20 protein-coding genes are annotated in these 24,926 nt (G+C 70.3%); 7 read left to right on the forward strand and 13 right to left on the reverse strand.

Annotated features, from left to right (window positions below):
* The first annotated feature begins 93 nt into the window (after nucleotides 1-93).
* Nucleotides 94-429, forward strand: a complete 336-nt coding sequence (locus tag CDN99_RS22285) for a hypothetical protein (RefSeq protein ID WP_088387115.1) — start codon at nucleotides 94-96, stop codon at nucleotides 427-429.
* Complete coding sequence (locus CDN99_RS22290) at nucleotides 410-832, forward strand: type II toxin-antitoxin system VapC family toxin (protein ID WP_088387116.1); 423 nt, start codon at nucleotides 410-412, stop codon at nucleotides 830-832. Before CDN99_RS22285 ends, CDN99_RS22290 begins: the two co-directional genes overlap by 20 nt.
* Before the next feature lie 11 nt (nucleotides 833-843).
* On the opposite strand, the gene CDN99_RS22295 is transcribed toward CDN99_RS22290, so the two are convergent.
* From CDN99_RS22295 to CDN99_RS22310, 4 genes are all read right to left on the reverse strand, one after another.
* Complete coding sequence (locus tag CDN99_RS22295) at nucleotides 844-2,136, reverse strand: RNA polymerase sigma factor (protein ID WP_088387117.1); 1,293 nt, start codon at nucleotides 2,134-2,136, stop codon at nucleotides 844-846.
* A gap of 42 nt (nucleotides 2,137-2,178) precedes the next feature.
* The gene (locus tag CDN99_RS22300) at nucleotides 2,179-2,589 is read right to left on the reverse strand and encodes a VOC family protein (RefSeq protein WP_088387118.1); all 411 of its coding nucleotides are present in this window, start codon (nucleotides 2,587-2,589) and stop codon (nucleotides 2,179-2,181) included.
* A gap of 95 nt (nucleotides 2,590-2,684) precedes the next feature.
* Nucleotides 2,685-3,098, reverse strand: coding sequence for a YciI family protein (locus CDN99_RS22305; protein ID WP_088387119.1), 414 nt, complete (start codon nucleotides 3,096-3,098; stop codon nucleotides 2,685-2,687).
* Between the two features lie 108 nt (nucleotides 3,099-3,206).
* On the reverse strand, nucleotides 3,207-3,575 hold the full coding sequence (locus CDN99_RS22310; protein ID WP_088387120.1) for a YciI family protein: 369 nt from the start codon (nucleotides 3,573-3,575) through the stop codon (nucleotides 3,207-3,209).
* A 194-nt stretch (nucleotides 3,576-3,769) separates the two neighbouring features.
* Here CDN99_RS22310 and CDN99_RS22315 point away from each other — a divergent pair, with 194 nt between their 5' ends.
* The 3 genes from CDN99_RS22315 to CDN99_RS22325 all read left to right on the forward strand — a co-directional run bounded on the left by CDN99_RS22315 (nucleotide 3,770) and on the right by CDN99_RS22325 (nucleotide 6,969).
* On the forward strand, nucleotides 3,770-4,912 hold the full coding sequence (locus CDN99_RS22315; RefSeq protein ID WP_238139659.1) for a sensor histidine kinase: 1,143 nt from the start codon (nucleotides 3,770-3,772) through the stop codon (nucleotides 4,910-4,912).
* Between the two features lie 47 nt (nucleotides 4,913-4,959).
* Nucleotides 4,960-5,781 (forward strand): LytR/AlgR family response regulator transcription factor, encoded by an 822-nt coding sequence (locus CDN99_RS22320; protein WP_088387121.1) that lies wholly within the window; start codon nucleotides 4,960-4,962, stop codon nucleotides 5,779-5,781.
* 72 nt (nucleotides 5,782-5,853) lie between these two features.
* The gene (locus CDN99_RS22325; protein WP_238139660.1) at nucleotides 5,854-6,969 is read left to right on the forward strand and encodes a GGDEF domain-containing protein; all 1,116 of its coding nucleotides are present in this window, start codon (nucleotides 5,854-5,856) and stop codon (nucleotides 6,967-6,969) included.
* 61 nt (nucleotides 6,970-7,030) lie between these two features.
* On the opposite strand, the gene CDN99_RS22330 is transcribed toward CDN99_RS22325, so the two are convergent.
* The gene (locus tag CDN99_RS22330) at nucleotides 7,031-8,278 is read right to left on the reverse strand and encodes a spore maturation protein (RefSeq protein ID WP_088387123.1); all 1,248 of its coding nucleotides are present in this window, start codon (nucleotides 8,276-8,278) and stop codon (nucleotides 7,031-7,033) included.
* A 261-nt stretch (nucleotides 8,279-8,539) separates the two neighbouring features.
* On the opposite strand from CDN99_RS22330, the gene CDN99_RS22335 reads away from it, so the two are divergent.
* Entirely contained in the window at nucleotides 8,540-9,997 is a 1,458-nt protein-coding gene (locus CDN99_RS22335) for a hypothetical protein (RefSeq protein WP_141100924.1), read from the forward strand.
* A gap of 54 nt (nucleotides 9,998-10,051) precedes the next feature.
* Nucleotides 10,052-11,665, forward strand: a complete 1,614-nt coding sequence (locus CDN99_RS28755; RefSeq protein ID WP_158218925.1) for a hypothetical protein — start codon at nucleotides 10,052-10,054, stop codon at nucleotides 11,663-11,665.
* Here CDN99_RS28755 and CDN99_RS22345 read toward each other — a convergent pair.
* From CDN99_RS22345 to CDN99_RS22380, 8 genes are all read right to left on the reverse strand, one after another.
* The gene (locus CDN99_RS22345; RefSeq protein ID WP_088387126.1) at nucleotides 11,613-12,602 is read right to left on the reverse strand and encodes an HD-GYP domain-containing protein; all 990 of its coding nucleotides are present in this window, start codon (nucleotides 12,600-12,602) and stop codon (nucleotides 11,613-11,615) included. The genes CDN99_RS28755 and CDN99_RS22345 overlap by 53 nt on opposite strands.
* Entirely contained in the window at nucleotides 12,599-15,673 is a 3,075-nt protein-coding gene (locus tag CDN99_RS22350; RefSeq protein ID WP_088387127.1) for an MHYT domain-containing protein, read from the reverse strand. The genes CDN99_RS22345 and CDN99_RS22350 overlap by 4 nt, the downstream gene beginning before the upstream one ends.
* A 462-nt stretch (nucleotides 15,674-16,135) precedes the next feature.
* The gene (locus tag CDN99_RS22355) at nucleotides 16,136-16,918 is read right to left on the reverse strand and encodes a MetQ/NlpA family ABC transporter substrate-binding protein (protein ID WP_088387128.1); all 783 of its coding nucleotides are present in this window, start codon (nucleotides 16,916-16,918) and stop codon (nucleotides 16,136-16,138) included.
* Nucleotides 16,919-17,052: 134 nt separating this feature from the next.
* Nucleotides 17,053-17,736, reverse strand: coding sequence for a methionine ABC transporter permease (locus CDN99_RS22360; protein ID WP_088387129.1), 684 nt, complete (start codon nucleotides 17,734-17,736; stop codon nucleotides 17,053-17,055).
* Complete coding sequence (locus CDN99_RS22365; RefSeq protein ID WP_088387130.1) at nucleotides 17,733-18,740, reverse strand: methionine ABC transporter ATP-binding protein; 1,008 nt, start codon at nucleotides 18,738-18,740, stop codon at nucleotides 17,733-17,735. Before CDN99_RS22365 ends, CDN99_RS22360 begins: the two co-directional genes overlap by 4 nt.
* A 285-nt stretch (nucleotides 18,741-19,025) precedes the next feature.
* Nucleotides 19,026-19,619, reverse strand: coding sequence for a hypothetical protein (locus tag CDN99_RS22370; protein ID WP_141100925.1), 594 nt, complete (start codon nucleotides 19,617-19,619; stop codon nucleotides 19,026-19,028).
* A 135-nt stretch (nucleotides 19,620-19,754) separates the two neighbouring features.
* Nucleotides 19,755-20,684, reverse strand: coding sequence for a carbon-nitrogen hydrolase family protein (locus tag CDN99_RS22375; protein ID WP_088387132.1), 930 nt, complete (start codon nucleotides 20,682-20,684; stop codon nucleotides 19,755-19,757).
* Nucleotides 20,681-24,856, reverse strand: coding sequence for a YhdP family protein (locus CDN99_RS22380; RefSeq protein ID WP_088387133.1), 4,176 nt, complete (start codon nucleotides 24,854-24,856; stop codon nucleotides 20,681-20,683). The genes CDN99_RS22375 and CDN99_RS22380 overlap by 4 nt, the downstream gene beginning before the upstream one ends.
* Nucleotides 24,857-24,926 lie beyond the last annotated feature (70 nt).

Raw genomic sequence — 24,926 nt, forward strand, 5'->3', positions numbered from 1 at the left:
TGCGATTCGACATCGGCGCGGAAGCAACAGGTTGTCGGTTGACCCGTCTCTAGACTGACCGCCTTCTTTTGCAATCGCCTGTGAGGAGGCCGCATGAACCGGATCGTCGATACCCCCGCCATCACGCACGACGCGCACGCGCCGCCCATGCTCGCGGCGGCCGTTCAAACGCTCGATGCGTTCGACGTCATTCCCGGACCGTACTCGGTCACTGCCCGACGGCAGTTGGAGGCCATCAATCGGCTCATCCGCCGCAGGTCCGAGCGGCGACTCGCGCGTCGAGAGGGCAAGGGTTTCTGGGCCCACGACATGCCGGAAAAAATGCTGGCGCTCTATTCGAGGCATCCAGAGCTTCTGGAAGAGCCTCCCGGCGGGGCCGATGTCGTGACCTGGATCAGGGAGGCTCGCGATGACGACCATCGTGGTTGATGCCAGCGCGGCACTCGGCTGGATGGTGTTGAGCACCGACAGCGAGGCGGTGCATCAATACAGCAGCCGGCTAGCCGATGCCGCGTTGAGCAATGGAGCGCAGTTGATCGCGCCCTATGTCTTCAATGCGGAATGCGCGCACGCGATGTTGAAGCGAAGCCGCGCCGAGGCATGGCCACGGAACAGGATTGAGGCTTACGCCGAGCTGATCGACCTCTACGAAGTCGGACTTGATGACGACATCCTGCCTTTGCCCGAGCATGTCGATTGGGCCGTCCAACATCACGTGCAAGGCTATGACGCGTTGTATCTGGCGCTTGCAATCGAGCGCGGCGCCAAGTTGGCAACCACGGATCGCGGGCTTCGCGCCGCCGCCGAACGCGCCGGCGTCGAACTGTTCTGACCCCCAGGGCCTCAGTGCCCCTGCTCCCTCGCCCGCTTGAGCAGCAACGCCCGCTCCCGCTCATTGCTCGTCATCCCGGCCGCGCGCTCGAATTCCACCTTCGCCTCGGCATTGCGCCCGAGCTTGGCCAGCAGATCGGCGCGCACGCTGGGCAGCCAGTGATACTGCTTCAGCGCCGGATCGTCCATCAACTGATCGACCAGCTCCAGCCCCAGCGCCGGGCCGAAGGCCATGGACAGCGCCACCGCGCGGTTGAGCTCCACCACCGGCGACGGATGCCGGATCGCCAGCGCTTCGTAGAGCGCGGCGATGCGTGTCCAGTCGGTGTCCTCGGCACGATGCGCCCGCGCGTGGCAGGCCGCGATCGCCGCCTGCAGCGCATAGGGGCCGAGCCCGCGCCCTTCGCCGGACTGGGTCGCCAGCTCGTCGGCCTTCGTCAATGCCGCGAGCCCGCGCCGGATCAGCAGGCCGTCCCAGCGCGCCCGGTCCTGCTCCAGCAACAGCACCGGCTGGCCCTGCTCGTCGACGCGCGCCGCGGCGCGCGAGGCCTGCAGCTCCAGCAGCGCCTGCAGGCCGTGCGCCTCGGACGCCTGAGGCGCCAGGTTGACCAGCATGCGCGCCAGCCGCAGCGCCTCGTCGCAGAGGTCCTTGCGCATCCACTGCTCGCCGCTGGTCGCCGTGTAGCCCTCGTTGAAGATCAGGTAGATCACCTCCAGCACCGAGCCGAGCCGCTCCGCCAGCAGCGCGCCGCGCGGCAGGTCGAAGGGCACGCGGGCCTCGCCCAGCGTGCGTTTGGCGCGGACCAGCCGCTGCGCCACCGTCGGCTCGGATTGCAGGTAGGCCCGCGCGATCTCCGCGGTCGACAGGCCGGCGACGAGCTTCAGCGTCAGCGCCACGCGCGCCTCCAGGCTCAGCACCGGATGGCAGGCGCAGAACATCAGCCGCAGCACGTCGTCGCCGATCTCGCGGGCGGCGCGGTCCTCGTCCAGGGTGTTGACGAAGTCGGGCACGATCATGGCCTCGCGCGCATCGAGCTCATGGCCGAGTTGCTCCAGCTTGTCGCCGCTCAGCTTCGCGTGCCGCAGCCGGTCCAGCGCGCGGTGCTTGGCGGTGGTCATCAACCAGGCGCCCGGCTTGTCCGGCAGTCCTTGCTGGGGCCAGGTCTCCAGCGCCGCCACCAGCGCGTCCTGCGCCAGTTCCTCGGCCAGCGACACGTCGCGCGTCAGCCGCGCGACGGCGCCGATGATCTTGGCCGATTCCAGACGCCAGACCGTCGAGATCGCGCGATGGATGTCCTCGGGCATGAAGGGCTCGATTCGAAAGGAAGGGTTTCGGGCGGGGCCGCCTCAGGCGCCCGGGAATTGCGTGATGTCCATGTACATCAGCTCCCACATGTGCCCGTCCGGATCGGCATAGGCCTGGGAGTACATGAAGCCCATGTCCTGCGGCTCGCGCGGCACCGTGCCGCCAGCGGCGACAGCCTTGGCGATCAGCTCGTCCACCTGCGCGCGGCTCTCGCAGGACAGGCAGGTCAGCACTTCCGTCGACGCGTGCGCGTCCGAGATCGCTCGCGGCGTGAAAGTCTGGAAGAAGGATTCCACCAGCAGCATCGCGTAGATGTCATCCGAGATGATCATCGACAGCGCCTGCTCGTTCGAGAACTGCGGATTGAACTCGTAACCCATCGCGCTGTAGAAGCGCCGGGTGCGCTCGATGTCCTTGACGGGCAGGTTCACGAAGATTTGTTGGTGACGCATGGAAGGCTCCTGAAAGCGTTGAGGAAGGAATGGAATGGGGCGAGTGGAGGGGAGGGCGACGAGTCCGGAGGATCGCCGCCCGTTCGAGCGGCCGATCAGTCCCCGAGCCCGATCGCGCGGAAGCGGTTCATCGATTCGGCGGCACCGACCTCCTCGATCTCCTTGACGCGGCGGATCTCGATCTCGGCGGCGACGCGCCGGCCGTGCGGCGCCGGGAAGCGGCGCGACCATTCCAGTGCCTCCTCGCGGGATCGCACCTGGATCACGGTGAAACCGGCGATCAGTTCCTTGGTTTCGGCGAAGGGACCGTCGACGATGCGTCGCGTGCCGTCGGCGGCGTGCTGGACGCGCCAGCCCTCGCGGCTGGGGTGCAGTCCCATGCCCTCGAGCAGCACGCCGGCGCGGGCCAGCTCCTCGTGAAAGGTCGCCATCTCATCGATCAGCGCCTCGGTCGGCGCGTCGCCGGCCTCGGAGCCGGGTGTCGCCTTGATGATGATCATGTATCGCATCGGGTTCTCCTGGGGCCGCCCTGGACACGGGGCGGCTACACAGGCACGACGATGCGGACGCCGGGATTTCGACACCCCCGGCCCCTGCGGCGCAAAAAAACCGTCCGCTCAGGACGCCTTCGATTCCTCGTAACACGGCACCAGGGTGCGCACCTCCACGGTGGCCCATTCGGCCGCCGGGCATTCGCGGGCGATCGCGAGGGCCGCCTCCAGCGTGTCCACGTTCAGCCAGAAGAACCCGCCGACCATCTCCTTGGCCTCGGCGAAGGGGCCGTCGATCGTGGCGACCCGCCCCTCGCGCTTGCTGACGCGGGTCGCGCCGTTGACGGATTGCAGCGACTGCGCGGCGCGCAGCAGGCCCTGCGCGGCCAACTGCTCGGCGAAGGCGGTCATCTCGGCATAGACCTGGCGGCCTTGCTCGGGCGTGCGCGCCTCGCGCTGGCCGACCGGTTCGTTGATCAACAGGATGTAGCTCATGGAGGTCTCCGATGCGGATGCCGAAAATCGCCACGTGGCGCGGCGGTCGCGGGCCATTTGACACCAGCCCCCCCGCTCCCTGCCAAAGGTCAGTCCCTGCTGGCGGTCGGGGCTTGCGTCGATCCGCGCCGCCGGCTGTCGATCCGTCGTTTCCCGGTCCGGGGCGTCCGGACCGGCTCCCTACACTGCGCCGCATGAGCTTCCCGAACGATTCCCGCCCCCTCTGGCGCGACCCGCGCCGGCTCCGCGCCTCCTGGCAGTCCTGGATCAGCGTGGAGGCCCAGCCCAGCGGGCCGCAGTGGCTGCAGTGGGTGTGGACGCTGCTGTTCTCCGCCACGCTGGCGATCGGCTTCACGGTGCTGAGCTTCGTGCTCAACGCGCGCGTGGCCCGGTGGGGAAGCCTGGACGCGTGGCTCTTCTGGTACGGCAAGAACCTGACGGTCTGCCTCGTCATCGGCGTGTTGATCCAGATCCTGTTCACGATCCTGATCCCGCGGGTCGGCGGCCGGCCGGGCATCCTGCGCTGGCCGGCCTGGCGGCGGACGGCGTTCTTCTCGGGCGTGCCGATGCTCGGCGTGCTGCTCGGCTGGGTCCCCGGCATGTGGCTGGCCGGCCTGGGGGCCTGGGTGCGGCTGGACTTCAACCAGGGCGGCAAGGTGCTGCTGTTCACCGCGATCCTGTCGCTGGGCATCACGCTGGTGCTGCATTTCTGGTTCGACGCGAAGAAGCGCGAGATCGTCGCCGAGCGCCGCGCCACCGAGGCCCAGTTGCGCCTGCTGCAAGGCCAGATCGAGCCGCACTTCCTGTTCAACACGCTGGCCAACGTGCATTCGCTGATCGACTACGACGCACCGAAGGCCAAGGCGATGCTGGGCGCGTTCACCGCCTACCTGCGCGCCTCGCTCGGCGGCCTGCGGCGCGAGAGCGGCCCGCTGGAGGACGAGCTGGCGCTGGCCGACGCCTACCTGCGGGTGCTGCACACCCGCATGGAGGACCGGCTGCGTTTCGAGATCGACGCCAGCGAGGAAGCCCGGCGCGTGCCGCTGCCGCCGATGCTGCTGCAGCCGCTGGTGGAGAACGCCGTGCATCACGGCCTGGAGCCCAAGATCGAGGGCGGCACCGTCCGCGTGCGCGCCGAGCTGCAAGGCGGCGGCCTGCGCGTGGAAGTCCTGGACGACGGCATCGGCCCCGGTGCCTCGCGGCGCGGCGGCAATGGCATGGCGCTGGCCAACCTGCGCGAACGGCTCTTCGCGCATTACGGCGATCGCGCCACGCTGACCCTGACCGCCGCCGACCCCGGCTGCCGCGTCACCCTGTGGCTGCCCCTGGACGCTTGAGCGCCCGAGTGCCGCCCCTCTTTTCCCCATTCCTTCACGAGCGCGACATGACCTCGACCTCCGCCTCCCGGCCCACCGCCCTGATCGCCGACGACGAACCGCACCTGGCCCGCGCGCTCGCGGCCCAACTGGCGGAGGTCTGGCCCGAGCTGACCATCGTCCACGTGGCCCGCAACGGCCAGGAGGCGGCCGAACAGATCGCGGCGCTGCGGCCGGATCTGGCCTTCCTCGACATCCAGATGCCCGGCCTGACCGGGCTGGAAGTCGCCGAGGGCATCGAGGGCGCGACGCGGGTCGTCTTCGTCACCGCCTACGACCAGTACGCGGTGCAGGCCTTCGAGCAGGAGGCGATCGACTACGTCCTCAAGCCGGTGGAGGCGGACCGGCTGACGCGCGCCGTGGATCGCGTCCGGCGGGCCCTGGCGAAGACCGTGACGGCCGACGGGGCCAATGAAGCCACTGGGGCAGACGGCGACGCCGGGCTCGATGCGCGGCTGCTGGCGGCGCTGCAGCGCCTGCAACCGCCGGTGGCGACGACGACGGGTCCGCTGCGCTGGGTGCGCGCGATGCAGGGCGACCTGACGCATCAGATCCCCGTCGACCAGGTGATGTTCTTCCGCGCCGATGACAAGTACACCTGCGTCCAGACCGCCACGGCCGAGTACCTGATCCGCACGCCGATCCAGGAGCTGGCCGCCCAGCTCGACGGCGAGCGCTTCTGGCAGGTGCACCGCTCGACGATCGTGAACCTGGATTACGTCGCCGGCACGCGGCGCGACGACCTGAGCCGGCTGTTCGTGCGGGTGCGCGGGCATGCGAGCGAGCTGCCCGTCAGCCGCGCCTACGTGCATCTGTTCAAGGCGATGTGACGCCGCGTTTTCGCGGGGGCGGCCTACACTGCCGGTCTCATGCAGTCGCTGGACCCCCGCTCGATCACTGTCATGACCGCGTTGATGGCGGCGGTGATGGGGGCCGTGCTGCTGGGCATGCGCCGCAACTACCCGTCGGGCATCCAGGGCCTGCTGCTCTGGGCGCTGGCGCCGATGGCCTGCGCGGCGTCGGCCGGCGTCTACGCGGCGCACGGCTTGTTGCCGGAGATCCTCATCGCTCAGACCGGCAACGCGCTGCTGCTGACCGGCTGCGGGCTGTTCTATTTCGGGACGCAGCGTTTCCTGGAGCGGCCGGTGACCTGGCGCTTCTGGGGCGGGATCGCGCTGCTCAGCCTGGCGCTGCTGACGTGGTTCTTCATCCGACCCGACTACCGCGTCCGCATGGTCTTGTTCACCGGGACCATGACGGCCTGCGTGCTGGCGCATGCCCGGCTGCTGTTGTGGCACGGCGCGCGCACCGAACGGGGGTTCGCGGCGTGGCTGTGCATCGCGACGCTGCTGCTGCAGGCCGTCGTGCTGGTGCTGCGCGGCGCGGCGACGTTCTGGGTCGACACCGCCGATGCCTCGCGTTTCACGCCGACCTTCGTGCAGAACGCCTACATCGCCAGCTATTGCTTCAGCGTGCTGCTGCTCAGCGTGGGCGTGCTGCTGATGTCCAGCGAGCGCGTCCGGCAGGAGTTCGAGCTGCTCGCCACGCGTGACGTGCTGACCGGCGCGCTGACGCGGCGCGCGCTGCTGCAGGCCGGCGGCGAGGAGTTCGACCGCTGGCGCCGCTACGAGCATCCGCTGTCGCTGCTGCTGCTCGACCTCGACCACTTCAAGCAGGTCAACGACCGCCACGGACATCTGGTCGGAGACCGGGTGCTGGCCGGATCGGCCGCGGCGATCCGGGCGGCGCTGCGCGGCACCGACCGGCTGGGCCGCTACGGCGGCGAGGAGTTCGTCATCCTGCTGCCGTCGACCGGCGCCGACGCGGCGCGGGCCTCCGCCGAGCGCGTGAGGACGGCGCTGCTCGCGCACGAGCCGGCGCCCGGTGTTCCGCCGTGTTCAGCGAGCATCGGCGTGGCCTGGGCGCAGCCCGGAGACACCAGCCTGGACACGCTGCTCGCGCGTGCGGACGTGGCGCTCTATCGCGCGAAAGCGAACGGGCGGAACCGGGTCGAGTGACGGCCGGTCGCCGACGATCCGGCCTCCAGCGACTCGCCCCCGGCGGCGCGGACGTCGTTCCTCACTTGAAGAACCAGTACCCCACCGCGATCGCGCCCACGAGCCCGACCAGGTCGGCCAGCAGGCCGCAGGTCAGCGCATAACGCGTCTTCTTGATGTTCACGCTGCCGAAGTAGACGGCCAGCACGTAGAACGTCGTCTCGGTCGAGCCCTGGATGATCGCGGCCAGCTTGCCCTCGAAGCTGTCGACGCCGTAGGTCTTGAGCACGTCCACCATCAGGCCGCGCGCGCCGCTGCCCGACAGCGTCTTCATCAGTCCGATGGGCAGCGCCGGCACGAAGTCGGTGGGCAGGCCCAGCGCGCCGACGCCGGCGGCGATGCCGCGCACGATGTAGTCCATGCAGCCGGTGGTGCGGAACACCGAGATCGCCACCAGGATCGCCACCAGGTACGGAATGATCTGCACCGCGACGCCGAAGCCCTCCTTGGCGCCCTCGACGAAGGACTCGTAGACGTTGATGCGGCGCCAGGCGCCGACGGCGATGAACGTCACGATGATGCTCAGGATCACGCCGCTGCCCAGCAACCCGATGTACTGCGACATCTGCTCCGGCGGATAGCTGTGCAGCCAGCCGAAGACGGCGGCCATGATCGCGATGAAGCCGCCGACGAACACCAGCACCGGCGCGCTGAACAGGTTGATGCGCTGCACCCAGGCCACCGCGACCAGCCCCGACATGAACGAGATGAAGGTCGCGACCAGCGTCGGCAGGAAGATGTCCGCGGCGTTGAAGCCGACCAGCCCCTGGTCCACCGCCATCGCCTGGCGGATCGCGATCACCGAGGTCGGGATCAGCGTGATGCCGGCGGTGTTCAGCACCAGGAACATGATCATCGCGTTGCTGGCGGTGTCCTTGCGGGGATTGAGCTCCTGCAGCTCCTTCATCGCCTTCAGGCCCAGCGGCGTGGCGGCGTTGTCCAGGCCGAGCATGTTGGCCGAGAAGTTCATCACCATCGAGCCGCCGGCCGGATGACCGCGCGGCACCTCCGGGAAGATGCGGCCGAAGAAGGGCCCCATCGCGCGGGCGAACAGCTGGATCACGCCGGCGTTCTCGCCGATCTTCATGATGCCCAGCCACAGGCTCATCACCCCGACCAGCCCGAGCGAGATGTCGAAGCCCGTCTTGGCGGTGTCGAAGATGCCGGTCAGCACCTGCGTGAAGATCGTCAGGTCCCCTTGCAACAGACGCACGAGGGCCACCGCGAAGCCGATCAGGAAGAACCCGATCCAGATGAAGTTGAGAACCATGGGGGCGGATTATTCCGGCACCGCGCGGCGCCGGCCGCCGGACTCGGGATTGCGAGCATCACCTTGTGGGGGCGGGTCATAACCGGCGACGCCGGCGGACGGCCGTGGCCGGAGCGCGGATGACACGACTCGGACCCGTCGCGCGTGCGCCGATCGCGGGCGGTGCCGGGACGCGCGAGCCCCGGTTGGAGCCATTGAGCCCGCGGGGGGGCTCTCGAAGAATGGACCTGCCCTTCTCGCCATGAAGGGTTGGAGTTCCGCATGATCGATCTTGTCTCCCGCCCTCTCCCGGCCATCGGCCGACGTTTCCTTGCCACGCCGCGCCGGACCGCCTGCTGGGTGGCAGCCGCCTTGCTGAGCACGTCGCTCGCGGTGAGCGCATCCACCGACGCGAGGTGGCCCGCGCCCTCGGCGCGGCTCTATCGCATCCCGGCCTGGGCCTTGGGCGATGACAGCTGCTCCGCGACCCTGATCACGCCACGCGTCGCGCTGACGACCTACTACTGCGGCGGCCCGGCCGTGCTGCCCGGAGGCAGCGGCCGTATCACCTTCGCGCAGCGCAGCACTGGACGGTCGTTCGAAGGCCGACTGGTGAACGACCCGCAGCTTCAGGCCGCGCCTCCTGCAGGGCTGTTGATGATCGTCTTCGATCAGGCCTCCGAGGCGCGAGCCGCGGTCGCGGCCGGCCGGGCCTCACCACCGGCCGAGGCGGCATCGCAGCCCTTGCGCTCATCGGGAGCGCCGGTGGCGAGTTATCGCCGCGAGGCCCGGTTGCTCCGAGACCCAACCGGCGCCAGGCGCGATGACCGCCGCGCGGGCACCCGCGTCTATGCCTATGGACCGCGGTCCGTGCAATGGCGCTCCGGCACGGGCCCCACGGTTCACCTCGGCTATCAGCTGGTGGCCGGGGACGGGCAGTTGCAGCGTGTGGGCGCCCCCGCCGACATGCCCTTGACCTACCGTTCGCTGGCGTACTTGCGCAGTTCGGAGCCGGGGCGTTTCCTGACCACTGCGCGGCCGTGGGCGAGCGGCGACGATCTGCTGGGCGTGGCGACGACCTTGGCGCTGGGCGGCCGCGACGCGGCGGCGGCCGACGAATGGCTGCTGCCGCTGGTCGGCAGCGCCGCCGACGGCATCACGCGGCACGCGCTCCCGTCGCCCACGCCGCAGCGTCCGACGGTCGAGCCGCCGTTCGTTCGGGCGGACAGCGGCGCGGGGCTGATGGCGACGCGTCCGCGTCCGTCAGATGAGTTCTACGTGCCCGGCGCGCTGGTGGGTTTGTCGACGGCGCCAGGCCATTTGCACATTCGACTGGTCAGGCACTGGCCGGACGTCCATCGCGTCATGCTGGCCGAGGGCCTGCGCGACGATGCCGCCCATCTCGCGCGTCGAGTCCTCGCGCTCAAGACCTGGGAGCAAGGCGGACGAGGGGTTCCCGGGGATGTGTATGGCCGGCGCGATGCCGTCACCGGCGAGCAGCGCTTCTATCGGCTGCGTGCGCTCTCGGCCGACGGAACCTACTGGAGCCTGCCTGACGACGACGCCGACAACGTGTGGTGGGAGTCGCTGGGGACCGCGCTGCCGACGCGACATGAGGTCTTGAACTGGCGCCCACCTGGGGCGTTCCCGTCCACGGCCCCGTCAATGCCGGCGACCGACTCGGCGGAAGGCCCCGAGTCTGCAGGGACGAATGAGTCGGGGCACGGAGTGCAATCATGAAGTCGAAGCAATCCACCTGCTCGACATGTCCTCCGACGGGGCACGCGCGCAGGCGTGGCCGGCATGCTCGGCCTGGCGATGACGTGCGGCGCCAACGCCGATCCGAACCCCGAGGCGGATGTCCCGCTCTGGGCGTTTGGCAACGGCAGTTGTGCCGGTACGCTGCTCACGTCGCGCGTTGTGCTGAGCCACGCCGCATGCTTTGCAGAACTCGGCGTGGCCGGGTCCGGCGAGCCGCCGACCTTCAAGCCTCGTGGCGACATGAAGCAGATTCGGACGGGGACGACTCATCCCGGCAAGGTGGTGCAGGACAGCCTGGATGCGGCGAAGGTGCTTCGCGCGGACCCGGCGCCTCTGGCATCGCTGCTGTTGGACGAGCCCGTCCGCGCGCCCAAGGCGGGCGATGCTGGAAACCGCAAGGAGAAGCGCTTTGTCAGGATTCCCACCTACCGCTTCGAACAACGCTTGTTGAGGGACGTTCCGCTTTCGGCAACGACCGGGGCGGATGCCCCGACGCTGGGTACTCGCCTGAGTTTCTATAGAGGGAGCTTCAACACCTACGGTGCAACCGCCTATCGACATGCGACCTACGACTACTACTGGGACGTGGCGCTTGACGAGCGAGGGTGGGGGTTTGTGGACCGTTCGTCCTTGTCTGAGCGTCCTTTGGTGTATCGCTCGGTGAGTCGCATCCGGCAGCAGGAGCCAGAGCGCTTCATAGGCGATGTTCCGCGCTTGACGCGCTCATCGGGGAGGGCCACCTCCCCGCCAACGTCCGAGGAGAAGGAGGGCGTGCGGTCGCTGCTGAGCCGCTATCACTTGGGAGGCCTGCTCCGCGCGCAATTCGGTACGCCCGTGATGCCGGACCGGGCCGTGGATGATCGGGTCATCGCCATCGTGGGCATGGGCAAGGATCGAACGCCGGTGCATCTGCGTCCCCACCGGGGTTCCATCACCGGCACCTACGGTGTCAGAGTCATGCCTCCCTTCCAATCTGGAGACAACGGCGCCGGATTGCTGGCGTGGCACGACAAGTCGGGCAAGGACTTGCTGGTGGGCGTCGTGAGCGGCGGTGCTGCACTTCATTCGCGGATGAGCGCCCATTGGCCATGGGTGTATCGGATGCTCATGAAGGACGGTCTGTCGAACGACGCCCGCCTGCTCGCGAAGCAGGTGCTGGGCGCACGTAGCGAGGACTGTCCGTCTGCGAAGTTCGGCGAGCTTTGCTTCCGGGTCGCCGAGGCGGGGCAGGCGCCTGCGTTCTTCCGGCGCGTTGCCGAGACGGGCGCTTCGCTGCCAGTGGATGGGCTGGACGGCGAGGATTGGGAGTACCTCGGTACCGAATTGCCTGACCGTCATGCGGCGACGCGGCGCGTGAGCGCTTGGGATTCGGCCGACGCGTCCCAGGCACCGAAACCCGGCGCGACCTACGTGCGGTTCAATGGCAAGAGCAGGGTGGTGGAGTACTTCCAGCGGAAGACGTCCGTGAGGGCGCAGCCGATGGACGAGCTGCCATTGGACGGGCAAGGCAATAACGACTGGCTCTACCTGGGCACGGACCTTCCCTCGGTCCATGGGCGCGCTCTCGTGGATACGGAGCCGGACGACATCGCGCTCACTCCTCCAGGAATCGCTCCCGCACTTCCCGCATCTGCGGCAACGCCGTGACGAAGCGCTCGACCAGGGCCGGGTCGAAGTGCCGGCCCGCCTGCGCCTGCAGGTGCTCCACGGCCTGTTCGATCGGCCAGGCCGGCTTGTAGGGCCGCACGCTGGTCAGCGCGTCGAATACATCGGCGATGGCGACGATGCGCGCCTCGATCGGGATCGACTCGCCGGCCAGCCCTTCGGGATAGCCGCTGCCGTCCCACTTCTCGTGGTGGGCCAGCGCGATGCGCCGCGCCATGCCGAGCAGGCCGGTGGTGTGGTCGCCGAGGATCTCGGCGCCGATGGTCGGATGGCGGCGCATCACCGTCCATTCGGCCTCGGTCAGCGGACCCGGCTTCTGCAGGATCGCGTCGGGGATGCCGAGCTTGCCGATGTCGTGCATCGGTGCGGCATGCAGCAGGTCGTCGGCCTCCTGCTCGGACCATCCGGAGGCCAGCGCCAGCAACTGCGAGTAGTGGCTCATCCGCACGACGTGCCAGCCGGTCTCGTTGTCCTTGTACTCGGCCGCGCGGCCCAGGCGCTGGACGATCTGCAGGCGGGTCTCGCGCAGTTCCTCGGCGCGGACCAGCGACAGGTGGGTGCGCACCCGTGCCCGCACCACCGGCGGACTGATCGGCTTGGCGATGTAGTCGACGGCGCCGGCCTCGAAGCCCTCGGTCTCGTCGCGCGTGTCGGCCAGCGCGGTGACGAAGATCACCGGCGTCTGCCGCGTCGCCGGCTGCGACTTCAGCAGCCGGCAAACGTCCAGGCCGGACAGGCCCGGCATCATGATGTCCAGCAGAATGAGCTGCGGCGATTCCGTCCGCGCCAGCTCCAGCGCCTTGTGCCCGTCGCGCGCGAAGAGCAGCCGATAGTCGTCCTGCAGCACGTGGCGCAGCACTTGCAAGTTGGCCGGCTCGTCGTCGACGAGCAGCAGTTTGGGGCGATGGTCCGCCATCATGGCGCGGCTCCTTCCACCGCTTGCAGGCGCGCCTGATCCTGCTGTTGCTTGAGCGACTGCAGGGCCTGCAGCGCGGCCTCGAAGTCGAAGTCGTCCAGCGCGCGGCCCAGCGCGGCGGTGCGGTCGGGGCCGAGCAGGTCGCGCAAGGCGACGAAGGTCTCGTCGTCGAGCTCGCTGCGGCGCAGCGCGGCGGCCTGTTGGTCGATCAGTCGCTTGAGCGCGGCCGCGTCGGTGCCGCCGCCCTCCGCGCGCGGTGTCGTCGCCGATGCGTTCTCGGGTTCCGGCGTGCCGAAGCCCGAGGGCGCGCCGTCCAGCTCGGCGATCGCGTCGAGGGTGTTCTGCAGCGCGAGCGCCAGGGTGTCGATCTCGGCGGTGAGCGTTTCCTCGCGACCCAGCCGGAGCGACTGCTCCACCGGCAGCGCGGCGGCGAGCAACGCCGGCATCGCCAGGCTGCCGGCCACGCCGCGCCAGCGATGCACCAGGCCGCGCAGCTCGATCCACTGGCGTGCCTGCGTCAGCTGATGCAGCCGCGCGACGCCGCCGCGTTGTTCGTCGGCGAAGCGGCGCAGGCCGCGATGCCAGGCGGTGACGCTGCCCCACAGGCGCAGCCCCTGCTGCCAGTCGAGCTCGCCGGTCACGACGACCGTGTCGGCGCGCCGCGGGGTCGGCGCCGGCCCGGCGGCGTCGGCGGAGCGGGGCGGCTTCAGGCCCAGCACCCGCGCGATCTCGGCGAAGAGCCGCGCCGGCTCCACCGGCTTGACCGCGAAGCCGTCCATGCCGGCGGCCAGCGCCGCCTGGCGGTCCTCTTCCAGCACGCTGGCGGTCAGCGCGACCACCGGCGTGTGGACGCGCCCCTGCGCGATCTCGAAGTTGCGGATGCGGCGGGTGGCGCCCAGGCCGTCCAGGATGGGCATGTGCACATCCATCAGCACCGCGTCGAAACGCTCGTCGGAGAACGCCTTCAGCGCCTGCATGCCGTCGCACGCCAGCGTGACCTGATGGCCTTCGCGGCCCAGGATCAACTGCAGCAGCTCGCCGTTCTGCGCCACGTCGTCGGCCACCAGCAGGCGCAGCGGCGGCAGCGTGACGGTCGACTCCTGCGTGTCGGTGTCGCTGCGCGAGGCCTCGCCCGCCGGCAACGGCAGCCAGACGTGGAAGATGCTGCCCGCGCCGAGCGTGCTCTCGACGGTGATGCGGCCGCCCATGCGCTCGACCAGTTGGCGCGAGATCGTGGTGCCCAGCCCCGTACCGCCGAAGCGGCGCGTCGTCGACGCGTCGGCCTGCGCGAAGGCGTCGAAGATGCGGTCCAGGCGGTCGGCCGCGATGCCGATACCGGAGTCCAGCACCGCCAGATGGATGTGGCCGCCCTCCTGCCGCATCTGCAGCGTGACCTGCCCTTGCTCGGTGAACTTGATGGCGTTGCCGACCAGGTTCAGCAGCACCTGCTGCACGCGCAGCGGATCGCCCTGGAAGAAGCGCGGCTCGGTGTCCGGGTAGTCCAGGTGCAGGCCGAGGTTCTTGCGCTGGGCCAGCAGGCGCAGCGAGTTCAGCGCCTGCTCGCAGACGGTCCGCAGCGAGAAGTCGACGCTCTCCAGCTCCATCGCGCCCTTGTCTAGCTTGGCGGTGTCCAGGATGTCGTTGAGCAGGCCGAGCAGCGAGCGCGCCGAGCCGCGCACCGTCGTCAGGTGGCGGCGCTGCGCGTCGTTCAGCGTGGTGTCGAGCAGCAGCTCGGTGAAGCCGAGGATGGCGTTCATCGGCGTGCGGATCTCGTGGCTCATGTTGGCCAGGAAGGCGCTCTTGGCGGCGGCGGCGGCCTCGGCGCGCTCCTTGGCGTCCTCCAGCTGCAGCTGCAGGCGCTTGGGTTCGGTGATGTCCAGGATCACGCCGTCGATCCATTGCGGCTCGCCGCGCGCGTCGCGCATCGCGCGGCCGCGCTCGGACACCCAGCGCTCGCCGGCGTCGCGGGTGTGGACGCGGTACTCGATCGCATAGGGCTGATCGGCGGCGATGGCCGCGGTGACGGCCGCGTTGACCTGTGCCTGATCGCGGCGGTGGATCAGCGTGGCGAAGTGCTGGCGGCCGGCCAGGAAGTCCTGCGCGGTCCAGCCGGTCAGCGCCTCGACCGCCTCGCTGATGACGACCATGCTCCAGTCGGCGTCCAGCCGGCAGCGGAAGGTCACGCCGGGGCTGTTCTCGATCAGCGTGCGGTACTGGGTCTCGCTGTCGCGCAGGGCCCTCTCCATGACCAGCATGCGACCGCGCTCGTCGACCAGCTCGCGGTTCAGGCGGCGCAGCACCAGCAGGCCGTTGGCGCCGGCGGTGATGGCACTGATCGCCAGCGCCATCACGGTGACGGCCAGCGCCAGCCAGCCGGCGTCCTCGATGCTGGTGTTGCACGGACCGTCGGCCAGGCCGACGAAACGCGCCGCGCCCATGGCCGTGTAATGCATGCCCGCGATCGCGCAACCCATCACCAGGCCGCCGAGGGCGATCGCCAGGAATCGGTTCAACCGATTGGCCAGGCCGAAGCGGATCCACAACGCCAGCATCGCCAGCAGCACCGCCACGACGATCGAGGCGGCGAACCACAGCGGGTCGTAACGCAGCGCGACGGACATCTGCATCGCCGCCATGCCGGTGTAATGCATCGCGCCGATGCCGGCGCCCACCAGCACGCCGCCGACGACCAGGCGCCAGCGGTCCAGCGTGTGACGCGCCAGCAGCGCCAAGGCGACCCACGACGCCGCCAGCGCCGGCACCATCGAGGCCGCGGTGATCGTGGCGTCGAAGCTGACCCGGGCGCACAGCTCGAAGGCCAGCATGCCGATGAAGTGCATCGCCCAGATGCCGCCACCCATCGCCAGCGCGCCGGTCGCCAGGATCACCTGACGATGCCAGCCCGCGGATCGCTTGGCCATGCCCGCGACCTGCAGCGCCAGCCCGGACGTCAGCGACGCCACCGTCAGCGACAGCAACACCAGCGGCCACGCGTAGCTGCCGGTCAGCAGCAGCGTCGGCGCGCCGTCTCGGAATAGGAAAAACTGCGGCAGAACCGCGGTGAGTTCGGACACGGGGAGGACGTGGGAACGGGGGAGGGGGAGGCCGTCACCCGGACAGAAAATACGAAACCGTCATGGTGAGGCCAAGCGGTCGGGGGTAAGCGGCACAAATGCGCGGGAAGTCCGGCTCAAATGCAAGCGCCCCGTCGTTGCGGGGCGCTATGCGTAACGGTGCACGACGTCGGAGGCGGGCCGGAGCAGGGCGCGGGTTGCGCAGGGGCCTCGACTGCCGCCTTCAGGGCGCGGGTCCGCCCGGGTCACGAGGGCTCTCTCCAGGACCCTCAAGCCCTGCGCGGACCCCCGCTGTATCGCGTTCTTCGGGAGAGGACCGAGCGGTACCCCACGGCCACCTTCAGGGCACGGGCCCGCCCGGGGCACGAGGGCTCCCTCCAGGACCCTCAAGCCCGGCGCAGACCCCGGCCGCACCGCCTTCCTCGGGAGAGGATCGAGGTGGGCGTGCCGGGTCTCTCGGGGTCAGAACGCCGGGACGACGGCGCCCTTGTACTGGGTCTGCAGGAAACGCTTGACGGCGTCGGACTGAAGCGCGGCGGCGAGCTTCTTCACGGCGGGCGCGTTCTGGTTGTCGTCACGGGTGACCAGCCAGTTGGCGTACGGCGACTCACCGCCTTCGATCGCCAGGGCGTCCTTGGCCGGGTTGAGCTTGGCCTCGAGCGCGTAGTTGGTGTTGATCAGCGCCAGGTCCACCTGCGGCAGGATGCGCGGCAGCGTGGCGGCCTCGATCTCGCGGAACTTCAGCTTCTTGGGGTTGCCGGCGATGTCCTTGGTGGTGGACAGGATGTTGGTCTTGTCCTTGAGCGTGATCACGCCGGCCTTGTCGAGCAGCAGCAGCGCGCGGCCGCCGTTGGTCGGGTCGTTGGGGATCGCGACGGTGCCGCCCTCGGGCAGCGCGGCCAGGGTCTTGTGCTTGGTCGAGTAAGCGCCGAACGGCTCCACGTGCACCGCCGCCACGGCGACCAGATGCGTGCCCTTGCCCTTGTTGAATTCGTTCAGGTAGGGCTTGTGCTGGAAGAAGTTGGCGTCCAGGCGCTTCTCCGCCACTTGCACGTTGGGCTGGACGTAGTCGGTGAAGACCTTGACCTCCAGCTCCACGCCCTGCCTGGCCAGCTCGGGCTTGATCAGGTTCAGGATCTCGGCGTGCGGCACCGCGGTGGCGGCGACGGTCAGCTTCTCGGCCGAGGCGGTACCGGCGGCGGCCAGCGACAGGGCCGCGATGGCGGCGGTGAACAGCTTCTTCATGCTCAAACTCCTCTGAAGGGTCGGATCGCGCTGCCGGCGGCGGCGATCCTTGTGATGACCGCGGGCCGGTCAGGGCCGCGCGGCGGGCAAGCGGGGAAGGCTCGGGTTCGGGTGGGACGACTGGTGACGTCCGGTCAACGGTGGGACACGCGCTGGACCAGCCAGTCGCCCAGCATCTGCAGCAGTTGCACCAGCACCAGCAGCAGCACGACGGTGACGACCATGACCTCGGTCTGGAAGCGCTGATAGCCGAAGCGGATCGCCAGGTCGCCCAGGCCGCCGCCGCCGATCACGCCGGACATCGCCGTGTAGCCGACCAGCGTGATCGCGGTCACTGTCAGCGCGGACAGCAGGCCGGGCAAGGCCTCCGGCAGCAGCGCCTGCCAGACGATCTGGCGCGTGCTGGCGCCCATCGCCTGGCCGGCCTCGACGATGCCGCGGTCGACGCCGCGCAGCGCGGTCTCGACCAGCCGCGCCAGGAACGGCGTCGCGCCGACGACCAGCGGCGGGATCGCGCCGGCCACGCCCAGCGACGTGCCGGTGACCAGCAAGGTGAACGGGATCAGCACGATCAGCAGGATGACGAATGGGAGCGAGCGCAGCACGTTCACCACCAGCGACAGCAGCGCATACAGCTTCGGCGACGAGACCAGCCGGCCCCGGTCGAACAGGTAGAGCGCGATGCCCAGCGGCAAGCCGAGCAGCGTGGTGAAGCACAGCGATCCGCCCAGCATCAGCAGCGTGTCGCCGCCGGCGGAGGCGATCTCGGCCCAGTCGATCGCGCGCAGCGTGTCGAGCAACGTGGTGGTGGCGCTCATGCCCGCAGCTCCTCGATCTGCACGCCGCGCTCGGCCAGCAGCCGTCGCGCGGTGGCCTGGTCGCCGCCGCTGATCGCGATCGTCAATTGGCCGTAGGGCTCGCGCTTGATGCGGTCGATGCGGCCGGCCAGGATGCCGAAGTCCAGGTTGGCCTGGCGGGCCACCTCGCCCAGCAGCGGCTCATAGGTCCGCTCGCCGAAGAAGGTCAGCCGCCACAGGCTGCCGGCGACGTGGGCGTGATCGTCGTTCTGGTCACCCTCGTCGACATGTTCCGCGGCCAGCACGAATCGCCGGGCCGTGGCCGAGCGCGGATGCAGGAAGACCTGCGCCACCGGCCCCTGCTCGACGATGCGGCCGTCCTCCAGCACCGCCACGCGGTCGCAGACGCGGCGCACCACGTCCATCTCGTGGGTGATCAGGACGATGCTCAGCCCGAGCTCCTCGTTGAGCTCGGCCAGCAGATCGAGGATCGCGCGCGTGGTCTCGGGGTCGAGGGCGCTGGTGGCCTCGTCGCACAGCAGCACCTGCGGGTCCAGCGCCAGCGCGCGGGCGATGCCGACGCGTTGCTTCTGGCCGCCGGAGAGCTGGGCCGGGTACTTGTCCGCCTGATCGGCCAGCCCGACGCGCGCCAGCAGCGCCTGCACGCGCGGCCCGATGCGGGCGGCGTCCCAGCCGGCGATGCGCAGCGGCCAGGCGACGTTCTGCGCCACGGTGCGCGACGCCAGCAAGTTGAAGTGCTGGAAGATCATCGCGATCTTCTGCCGCGCGGCGCGCAGCCCGGCGGCGTCCAGCGCCTGCAGGTCCCGCCCGGCGACCGACACGCGGCCGCTGTCGGGCCGCTCCAGCAGGTTGATCACGCGCAGCAGCGTGCTCTTGCCCGCCCCCGAGGCGCCGATGATGCCGAACACCTCGCCCGCCTCCACGCGCAGATCCACGCCTTGCAGCGCCGGCACGCGGCGGCCGTCGACTTCGTAGGACTTGTGCAGCTGTTCGAGTTGGATCACGGAGACATGAAGGGCGCTGGCGACCGATGCCGGCGTGCGCCTCTTTGGGGCGAAAAGCCGTGATCCTTAGGGATTACCCGGGAAATGGCAAGCAATGAATGCTTATATGCATATGCCGACCCGCCAATGCAACGTTTTCGCATATGGAGGAGGGCGCCTTCGCGGCGGGGATGCAATGCGGCGCGGCTTGCCGGTCGTCGCGGCCACGTCGTCCGCGCGTGATCGATCTGATGTCGATCCGCGGCGCGGTGGCCTCGGCGCCCGCCTTTGGTGGTGGCGCCTCGCTCAGCCGGGCAGCGGGAGCGAGGCCAGCTCGCGGATCAATTCGGCGATGTTGTTGCGCAGCGCCGCCTCGGTGGCGATGCGCAGCTGCTCGGTCGGGTTGAGGCTGTCGTCGATGCCGGCCTTCTGCGTCGTGCGCAGCACCCGTTGGTAGAGCACGTTGCCACCGCCGGCGGCCCGCTCGCTCAGGGTGTAGCGCACGGCGATCGCGACCTCCGGCCCCATCGGCACGTTGGGCTGCGCCAGCGCCAGCACCTCGACCTTGAGCTGGAAGCGGCCCGTCTCCGGCACGTCGGGCATCAGGCCCAGGCGGCGCAGCGACTCCTGATAGGCCTGGTTCAGGCTCATCGCGTTGAAGCGCGTGCCCCACCAGCGCGAGGTTTCCTGACCGCCGGTCACCGGCAGCAGGTCGATGTTGCGACGCAACTGCGGGCTGATCCAGGACCGCAGCTGCAGCGAGTCCATGTCGGTCAGCGACGATTCCAGCGGCCGGGCCGGCGCGCCGCAGCCCGCCACCAGCGCGCAAGCGCAGGCCGCGGCGGCAAGCAGCGCCAGCGGCGCGGAGCGGGCGGGCAGAGCGGGGCGACGGTCGATCATGGCGGGCATCTTGCCTCCGGGAAGAACGGGGCGATCGTCGGAAGTGGGCGGCATTCCCGGCCCAACGTTCAGGCAACGACCGGGTCAAGACCGGACAAGGGCGACGCGACCGCGCCTCGACGGGCGGCCGGCCGCTCAGAGCCGCCGATGCTGCAGCGCCGGCAGTTGCGAGCGGACCTGCGCGATGCGCGCGGGATCGAGCCGCGCCAGCGCCAGCCCTTCGCCCTCGGGCAGGCAGGCCAGCACCTCGCCCCAGGGGTCGACGACCATGCTGTGGCCCCAGGTGCGGCGGCCGTTCTCGTGGGTGCCGCCCTGCGCGGCGGCGATCACGTAGGCCTGGTTCTCGACCGCGCGGGCACGCAGCAGCAGTTCCCAGTGCGCCTGGCCGGTGGTGTGGGTGAACGCGGCCGGCACGCTGATCAGGTCCAGCGGCGCCTGTCCGGCGCTGAAGCTCATCGCGCGGTAGAGCTCCGGGAAGCGCAGGTCATAGCAGATCGACAGGCCCACGCGCAGCGACGGGCCGCCGCCGGGCATCGCCGCGTCCAGCGTGACCGGCGCCTCGCCGGCTTCGAGCACGCGGGCCTCGTCGTAGCGCTCACGGCCGTTGTCGTAGCAGAAGAGGTGGAGCTTGTCGTACCGCGTGACCAGCGAGCCGTCCGGCGCGAAGACGCAGGTGGTGTTGCGCACCCGGTCGGCCGGGATCGGCGCGCCGGCGATGGCCATCGGCAGCGTGCCGCCGAGGATCCAGACGCCGTGCTCGCGGGCGGCGCGGCTGAGCATGCCCTGGATGGGCGCGTCCAGGTCGCCGGGGCGCTCGGCGAAGGGCAGCTTGTCGGTGTCCTGGTGGCCCATCAGGCAGAAGTACTCGGGCAGCGACACCAGCGCCGCGCCTTGCCGCGCGGCTTGCGCGATCCAGTGGCCGGCGCGCGCGAGGTTGGCCTCCAGCGACGTGCCGGAGACCATCTGGACGGCGGCGACCGTGACCGGCGCGCCCGCGGTGGCCGGGGCGCCCGAGGCGTGCGAGCCAGGGCCGGCGCCAGTGGATTGCGGAGAAGCGGAACTCATTGGACGGACTCCCCTTGCGCGGTCGACGTGCCGTTGTAGTTGCCCTGCGGTTGCGCGCGGCGCGGCAGCTGCTCGATGCGTGGATCGGACCAGGTGCCGGTGACGCGGAACTCCTCGGTGTTGGCCGCGACGATCGGCTTGCGCAGCAGCCACTGGGCCAGGAACGCGCCCAGGCCGATGGCCGGGTTGATCGCGGCATAGGCCAGCGCGGCACCGCCGGCGTTGATCTCGGGCAGGACCAGCACGTGCAGGTCCTGCGTCTCGGCCGCCAGGTCGGCGGTGCCTTCCATCATGACCGCCGCCTGCAGGCCGCGCATGCGCAGGTTGTCGCTGCGGGCCACGCCCTTGGCGATGCGGATGTCGCCGATGACGTTGTCGAAGGCGAAGCCCTCCGAGAACACGTCGCGGAAGTCCAGCATCAGGCGCCGCGGCAGCGATTGCAGGCTCAGCACGCCGAGCAGCCGGCCGACGCCGGGCTCGGCCTTCAGGAACTGGCCCGAGTCGATCGAGACGTTCAACTGGCCGTTCATGCTCGCGTAGTCGGGCGAGAGCGGCGAGCCCTGCCAGGACACCTTGCCGGTCAACTGCCCCTTGCCGCCGCGCAGGACCTGGCCCTGGCCGAGCCGCTCCAGCAGCTTGCCGGCGTCCGCCACGTCGAGCTTCCAGTCCAGGTCGGTGCGGCGCGGGGCGCGGCCGGGCTCCGGCGCCCACTGGCCGGCGGCGGTCAGCGTCGCGTCGGGGCTCTTGAGCAGCAGCTTGTTGAGCTTCCAGTCGCGTGCGTCGCTCTGCTGCTGCGCGTCGATCTCAAGCCGGCCCAGGTGCTTGCCGCGCAGCTCGAAGTCGTCGACGACGATGTCCAGCGCCGGCACCGAGCGCGGCTGCTTGTCCAGCAGTTGCTCGACCGAATCGGCGTCGCTCTTGGGCACCGACAGGCGGGTCAGCCGCGCGAAGACGCGGCCCGGCTGGCCAGCCTTGGCCGCGCGCACCTCGATGACGCCGCTGAGCTGTTCCGCGTCGCCCGAGACGCGCCAGCCCGCGCCCGCGCTGTCGCGCGAAACGGCGGCGTTGACGCGGTTGAGCGTGCGGCCGGCCGCTTGCAGCGTCTGCGCCTTCAGCGTCAGTTGCGCCGGCGCGTAGCCATCGTCGATGGCGCCGTCGAGGTCGACGCCCGTGTCCTTCGCCCCGGTCAGCGCCGGCAGCGCGGTCTGCCACGCGTCGGCGTTGAACTGGTCGAAGGTCGCGCGCGCCACCACGCCTTGCGCGGGCAGGTCGGGCAGCTTCTCGCGCACCGCGATCGCGCCGCGCAGGACCTTGGGCTCGTGGGTCACGTCGCGTTGGTAGACGGCCTGCACCGGGCCGGCCTCGACACGCAACTCGTCGCGCTGCGTGCCGGCCGGCGCCGCCAGCGCGCGCGTGGCGACACGCAGCGGCCAGGATTCCTCGGCGCTCTTGCGCAGCGGCGCCGGCAGGTCGATCGCGATGCCCTGCATCGGACTCGACACGGTGACCTCGGTCTGGCCCTTGACGATGCCCAGCTCGAAACGCACCGCGGCCTGCCCGCTCATGACCGACGCCGCATGCGTCAGGCCCAGTTCCGGCGCGGCGCGCAGGGCCTCGGCCGTGACGGCGCCCTGCGCGACGAAACGCATGTTGCCGTCGGGCAGGCTGCCGCCTTCGAAGCTGGCATCCCCGCCCAGCACGCGGGCCTGGCCGCCGCGGATCTGCAAGCCCTTCTGGTCGAAGTCGATGCGGGCCCGGGCCTGGCCCAGCAGCGGCGTGTCCGGACGGATCCGCACGTCGTTGCCGGTCAGCAGGACCTGCCCCTTCACCGTCGTGCCGTCGATGTGGTTCAGCGGCAGCCGCAGGTTGAGCTTGAGCGCCAGCGGGCCGTTGGCGACGGTGTTGTCCAGCACGTGGCTGGTCAGCTCGGCCACCGGCGAGGCCCGCACGTAGCGCAGGCCGTCGGCCAGCGCGCCGCGCGCCTGGCCGTCGATCTCCAGCACCGGCTGGTGGTGGTACAGGTCGGGGATGGCGCCCTGGACGTTGGTCAGTTCCACGCCCATCAGCCGGGCGCGGCCGTTGCGGATGTTCATCGCGGCGCGGTCGAAGACCAGCTCGGCGTTGAGCTGCTCCATCGCGGGCCAGGGCGAGTTGAAGGCGGGGTGGTCGTCCTCGGCGGGATGGCTGGGCACGTAGGCCAGCGTCAGGTCGCGCACCTGGCCCACCACGCGGAACTGGCCCTTGCTGCGTGGCGCGTCGAAGGGGAACTCCGCCATGTCGCCCTGCAGTCGCACCTGGATCTTGTGGACGATACCGTCCCGGATCGCGTCGCGGATGTAGCGGCGCGCGTCGGGTCCCATCGTGGACGGCAGGTAACGCAGCACGCGCGGCGCGCGGATCTCGTCGATCCGGCCGGTGAGGTCGAGCTTGCCCGAGTCGTGCGGCCGCTTGCCGTCGCCGTTCTGCCAGACGCCGTCCAGCTCGGCGTGCAGGTCTTCGTTGACGAGCCGGACGCCGGCGAACTTCACCGTCCATTGCACGTGCGGCGCCGATGCCGCCGACGCGGGCGCGGCCGGCACCGAGGCGGCCGCCAGCGGGCTGACAACGGCGGCGGGGGCCGGGGCGCGCCGGCCGGCGGGCGCGGGCGGGCGCTGCGCGTGCCAGCTCAGCGCGGCCTCGGCCTGCTTCAGCGGGACCAGCGCTTCCTCGAAGACGCCCGGCACGGTGATCTGTCCGTCCCGGATCGCCAGCGTCGCGGTGCCGCCCTGCTCGGTGGCCTCGAACTGCAGGTCGGCGCCGCTGACGCCGGGCCGCCCGGTCGGCGGCGCGGAGCCGGGCTCGGCCGGCGGCTCCGGCGCGGCCGCCGCCAGTTGCAGCCCCTGCAACTGCCCGCGGGCGCGGTAGGCGTGCGGCGTGTCGATCGGGCCGTCCCAGTGGAACTGAAGCTCGCGCAGCAGGCCGCCGGGTTTCATGTCCGCAATGAGCTGGCGCTGCGATTCGGCCAGCGGCAGGCGCGCCAGGATCTGCGCGCCGAGCGCCAGGTCCAGCTGCTGCGCATGGAAGTCGCCGCCGGTCAGCGCGCCGGTCTTGGGATCGCGCTTCACGTCCAGCATCCAGTCGGAACGCGGCCAGTCCAGCCCGTCGCCGGCCTGGAAGCCGAGCTGCCGGGCTTCCAGCGACATCGACTGCGGCGTCTGCTTCAGCACCAGCCGGCCGCCGATCTGCGCCAGCGCCAGTTCCGGCAGGCCTGGCCCGACGCGCAGCTTGACCGCGCGCAGGCCCATGTCCAGCGTCAGGCTGCGCGGCTGGCCCTTGTCCAGCTCCAGCCAGGCGCGCAGGGCGCCGTCGCCCTCGTTGAGCTCGAACGGCAGGTCGACGTAGCGGCGCAGCTCGCGCACGTCGGTGCGCGGCAGGTCGCCGTAGAGCTGGCCGCTCCAGTGCTGCAGCGCGCCGGGGCGGTCCAGCAGGGACTGGGTGAACTCGCCGCGCAGCGTGAAGCGCTCGCCCCAGCCGGCCGGCGGCGTGGCGTCGACGCGCAGCCGGTGGCGGCGCAGGCCGTTGCGCAGCACCAGGTTGAGATCGAAGAGCTCCAGCGGCGGCGCGGCGCGCAGCTCGTCGACCCAGCGGATGCGGCCGTGCAGGATGACGAACTCGTGCTGCTCGAAGAACCAGTCGGTGGCGGCCTCGGAGGTCGGCGCGTCGGCGGCGCCGTCCACGCTGAGCCCGGCGACGAAGACGCGGCCCTGCGCGTCGCGGCGCAGCAGGAGTTCCGGACTGTCCAGCAGCAACTGGGAGAAGCGCAGCTCCATCGCCACCAGCGAGCGGGCCGACACGGCGGCGCTGACGCGCGGCAGATGCAGGGCCTCGTGGCCGTTGGCATCGATGACGCGGACATCGCGCAGGTCCAGCGCGGGGATCCAGCCGGAGGAATTGGCGCTGATCGCGCCGATCCGCACGGGTACCCCCAATGCCTTGGTGGCTTGCTTTTCGAGCTCGGGGCGCCAGTCGTCGATGTGGGGCAGAATCGCCCAGTGCAGCGCCAGCCAGGCCGCCATCAGCAGGGTGAAAAGACCCAGCAGGGGGAGTCCGAGCCAGAGGGCGCAGCGCGTCCCCCAGTGTCGCGTCGCGACCGCGGAACCAGAGTCAGTACGGGTGACGGCAGACGAGGACATGTAAGAGGAAACGGCGGAGGCCGAATCTAGCACAGCCGTTTCCGGCCACGAGCCAGCGAGAGCTTTCTTT

Origin of the sequence: Roseateles aquatilis (genome assembly GCF_002205645.1) — a bacterium.
GTDB classification, from domain to species: Bacteria; Pseudomonadota; Gammaproteobacteria; order Burkholderiales; family Burkholderiaceae_C; genus Roseateles; species Roseateles aquatilis.

Excerpts from the sequence above, each read along its gene's own strand:
- CDN99_RS22285 (WP_088387115.1), top strand. The coding sequence starts at position 94 with ATGAACCGGATCGTCGATACCCCCGCCATCACGCACGACGCGCACGCG.
- CDN99_RS22290 (WP_088387116.1), top strand. The coding sequence starts at position 410 with ATGACGACCATCGTGGTTGATGCCAGCGCGGCACTCGGCTGGATGGTG.
- CDN99_RS22295 (WP_088387117.1), bottom strand. The coding sequence starts at position 2,136 with ATGCCCGAGGACATCCATCGCGCGATCTCGACGGTCTGGCGTCTGGAA.
- CDN99_RS22300 (WP_088387118.1), bottom strand. The coding sequence starts at position 2,589 with ATGCGTCACCAACAAATCTTCGTGAACCTGCCCGTCAAGGACATCGAG.
- CDN99_RS22305 (WP_088387119.1), bottom strand. The coding sequence starts at position 3,098 with ATGCGATACATGATCATCATCAAGGCGACACCCGGCTCCGAGGCCGGC.
- CDN99_RS22310 (WP_088387120.1), bottom strand. The coding sequence starts at position 3,575 with ATGAGCTACATCCTGTTGATCAACGAACCGGTCGGCCAGCGCGAGGCG.
- CDN99_RS22315 (WP_238139659.1), top strand. The coding sequence starts at position 3,770 with ATGAGCTTCCCGAACGATTCCCGCCCCCTCTGGCGCGACCCGCGCCGG.
- CDN99_RS22320 (WP_088387121.1), top strand. The coding sequence starts at position 4,960 with ATGACCTCGACCTCCGCCTCCCGGCCCACCGCCCTGATCGCCGACGAC.
- CDN99_RS22325 (WP_238139660.1), top strand. The coding sequence starts at position 5,854 with ATGACCGCGTTGATGGCGGCGGTGATGGGGGCCGTGCTGCTGGGCATG.
- CDN99_RS22330 (WP_088387123.1), bottom strand. The coding sequence starts at position 8,278 with ATGGTTCTCAACTTCATCTGGATCGGGTTCTTCCTGATCGGCTTCGCG.
- CDN99_RS22335 (WP_141100924.1), top strand. The coding sequence starts at position 8,540 with ATGATCGATCTTGTCTCCCGCCCTCTCCCGGCCATCGGCCGACGTTTC.
- CDN99_RS22345 (WP_088387126.1), bottom strand. The coding sequence starts at position 12,602 with ATGATGGCGGACCATCGCCCCAAACTGCTGCTCGTCGACGACGAGCCG.
- CDN99_RS22355 (WP_088387128.1), bottom strand. The coding sequence starts at position 16,918 with ATGAAGAAGCTGTTCACCGCCGCCATCGCGGCCCTGTCGCTGGCCGCC.
- CDN99_RS22360 (WP_088387129.1), bottom strand. The coding sequence starts at position 17,736 with ATGAGCGCCACCACCACGTTGCTCGACACGCTGCGCGCGATCGACTGG.
- CDN99_RS22370 (WP_141100925.1), bottom strand. The coding sequence starts at position 19,619 with ATGATCGACCGTCGCCCCGCTCTGCCCGCCCGCTCCGCGCCGCTGGCG.
- CDN99_RS22375 (WP_088387132.1), bottom strand. The coding sequence starts at position 20,684 with ATGAGTTCCGCTTCTCCGCAATCCACTGGCGCCGGCCCTGGCTCGCAC.
- CDN99_RS22380 (WP_088387133.1), bottom strand. The coding sequence starts at position 24,856 with ATGTCCTCGTCTGCCGTCACCCGTACTGACTCTGGTTCCGCGGTCGCG.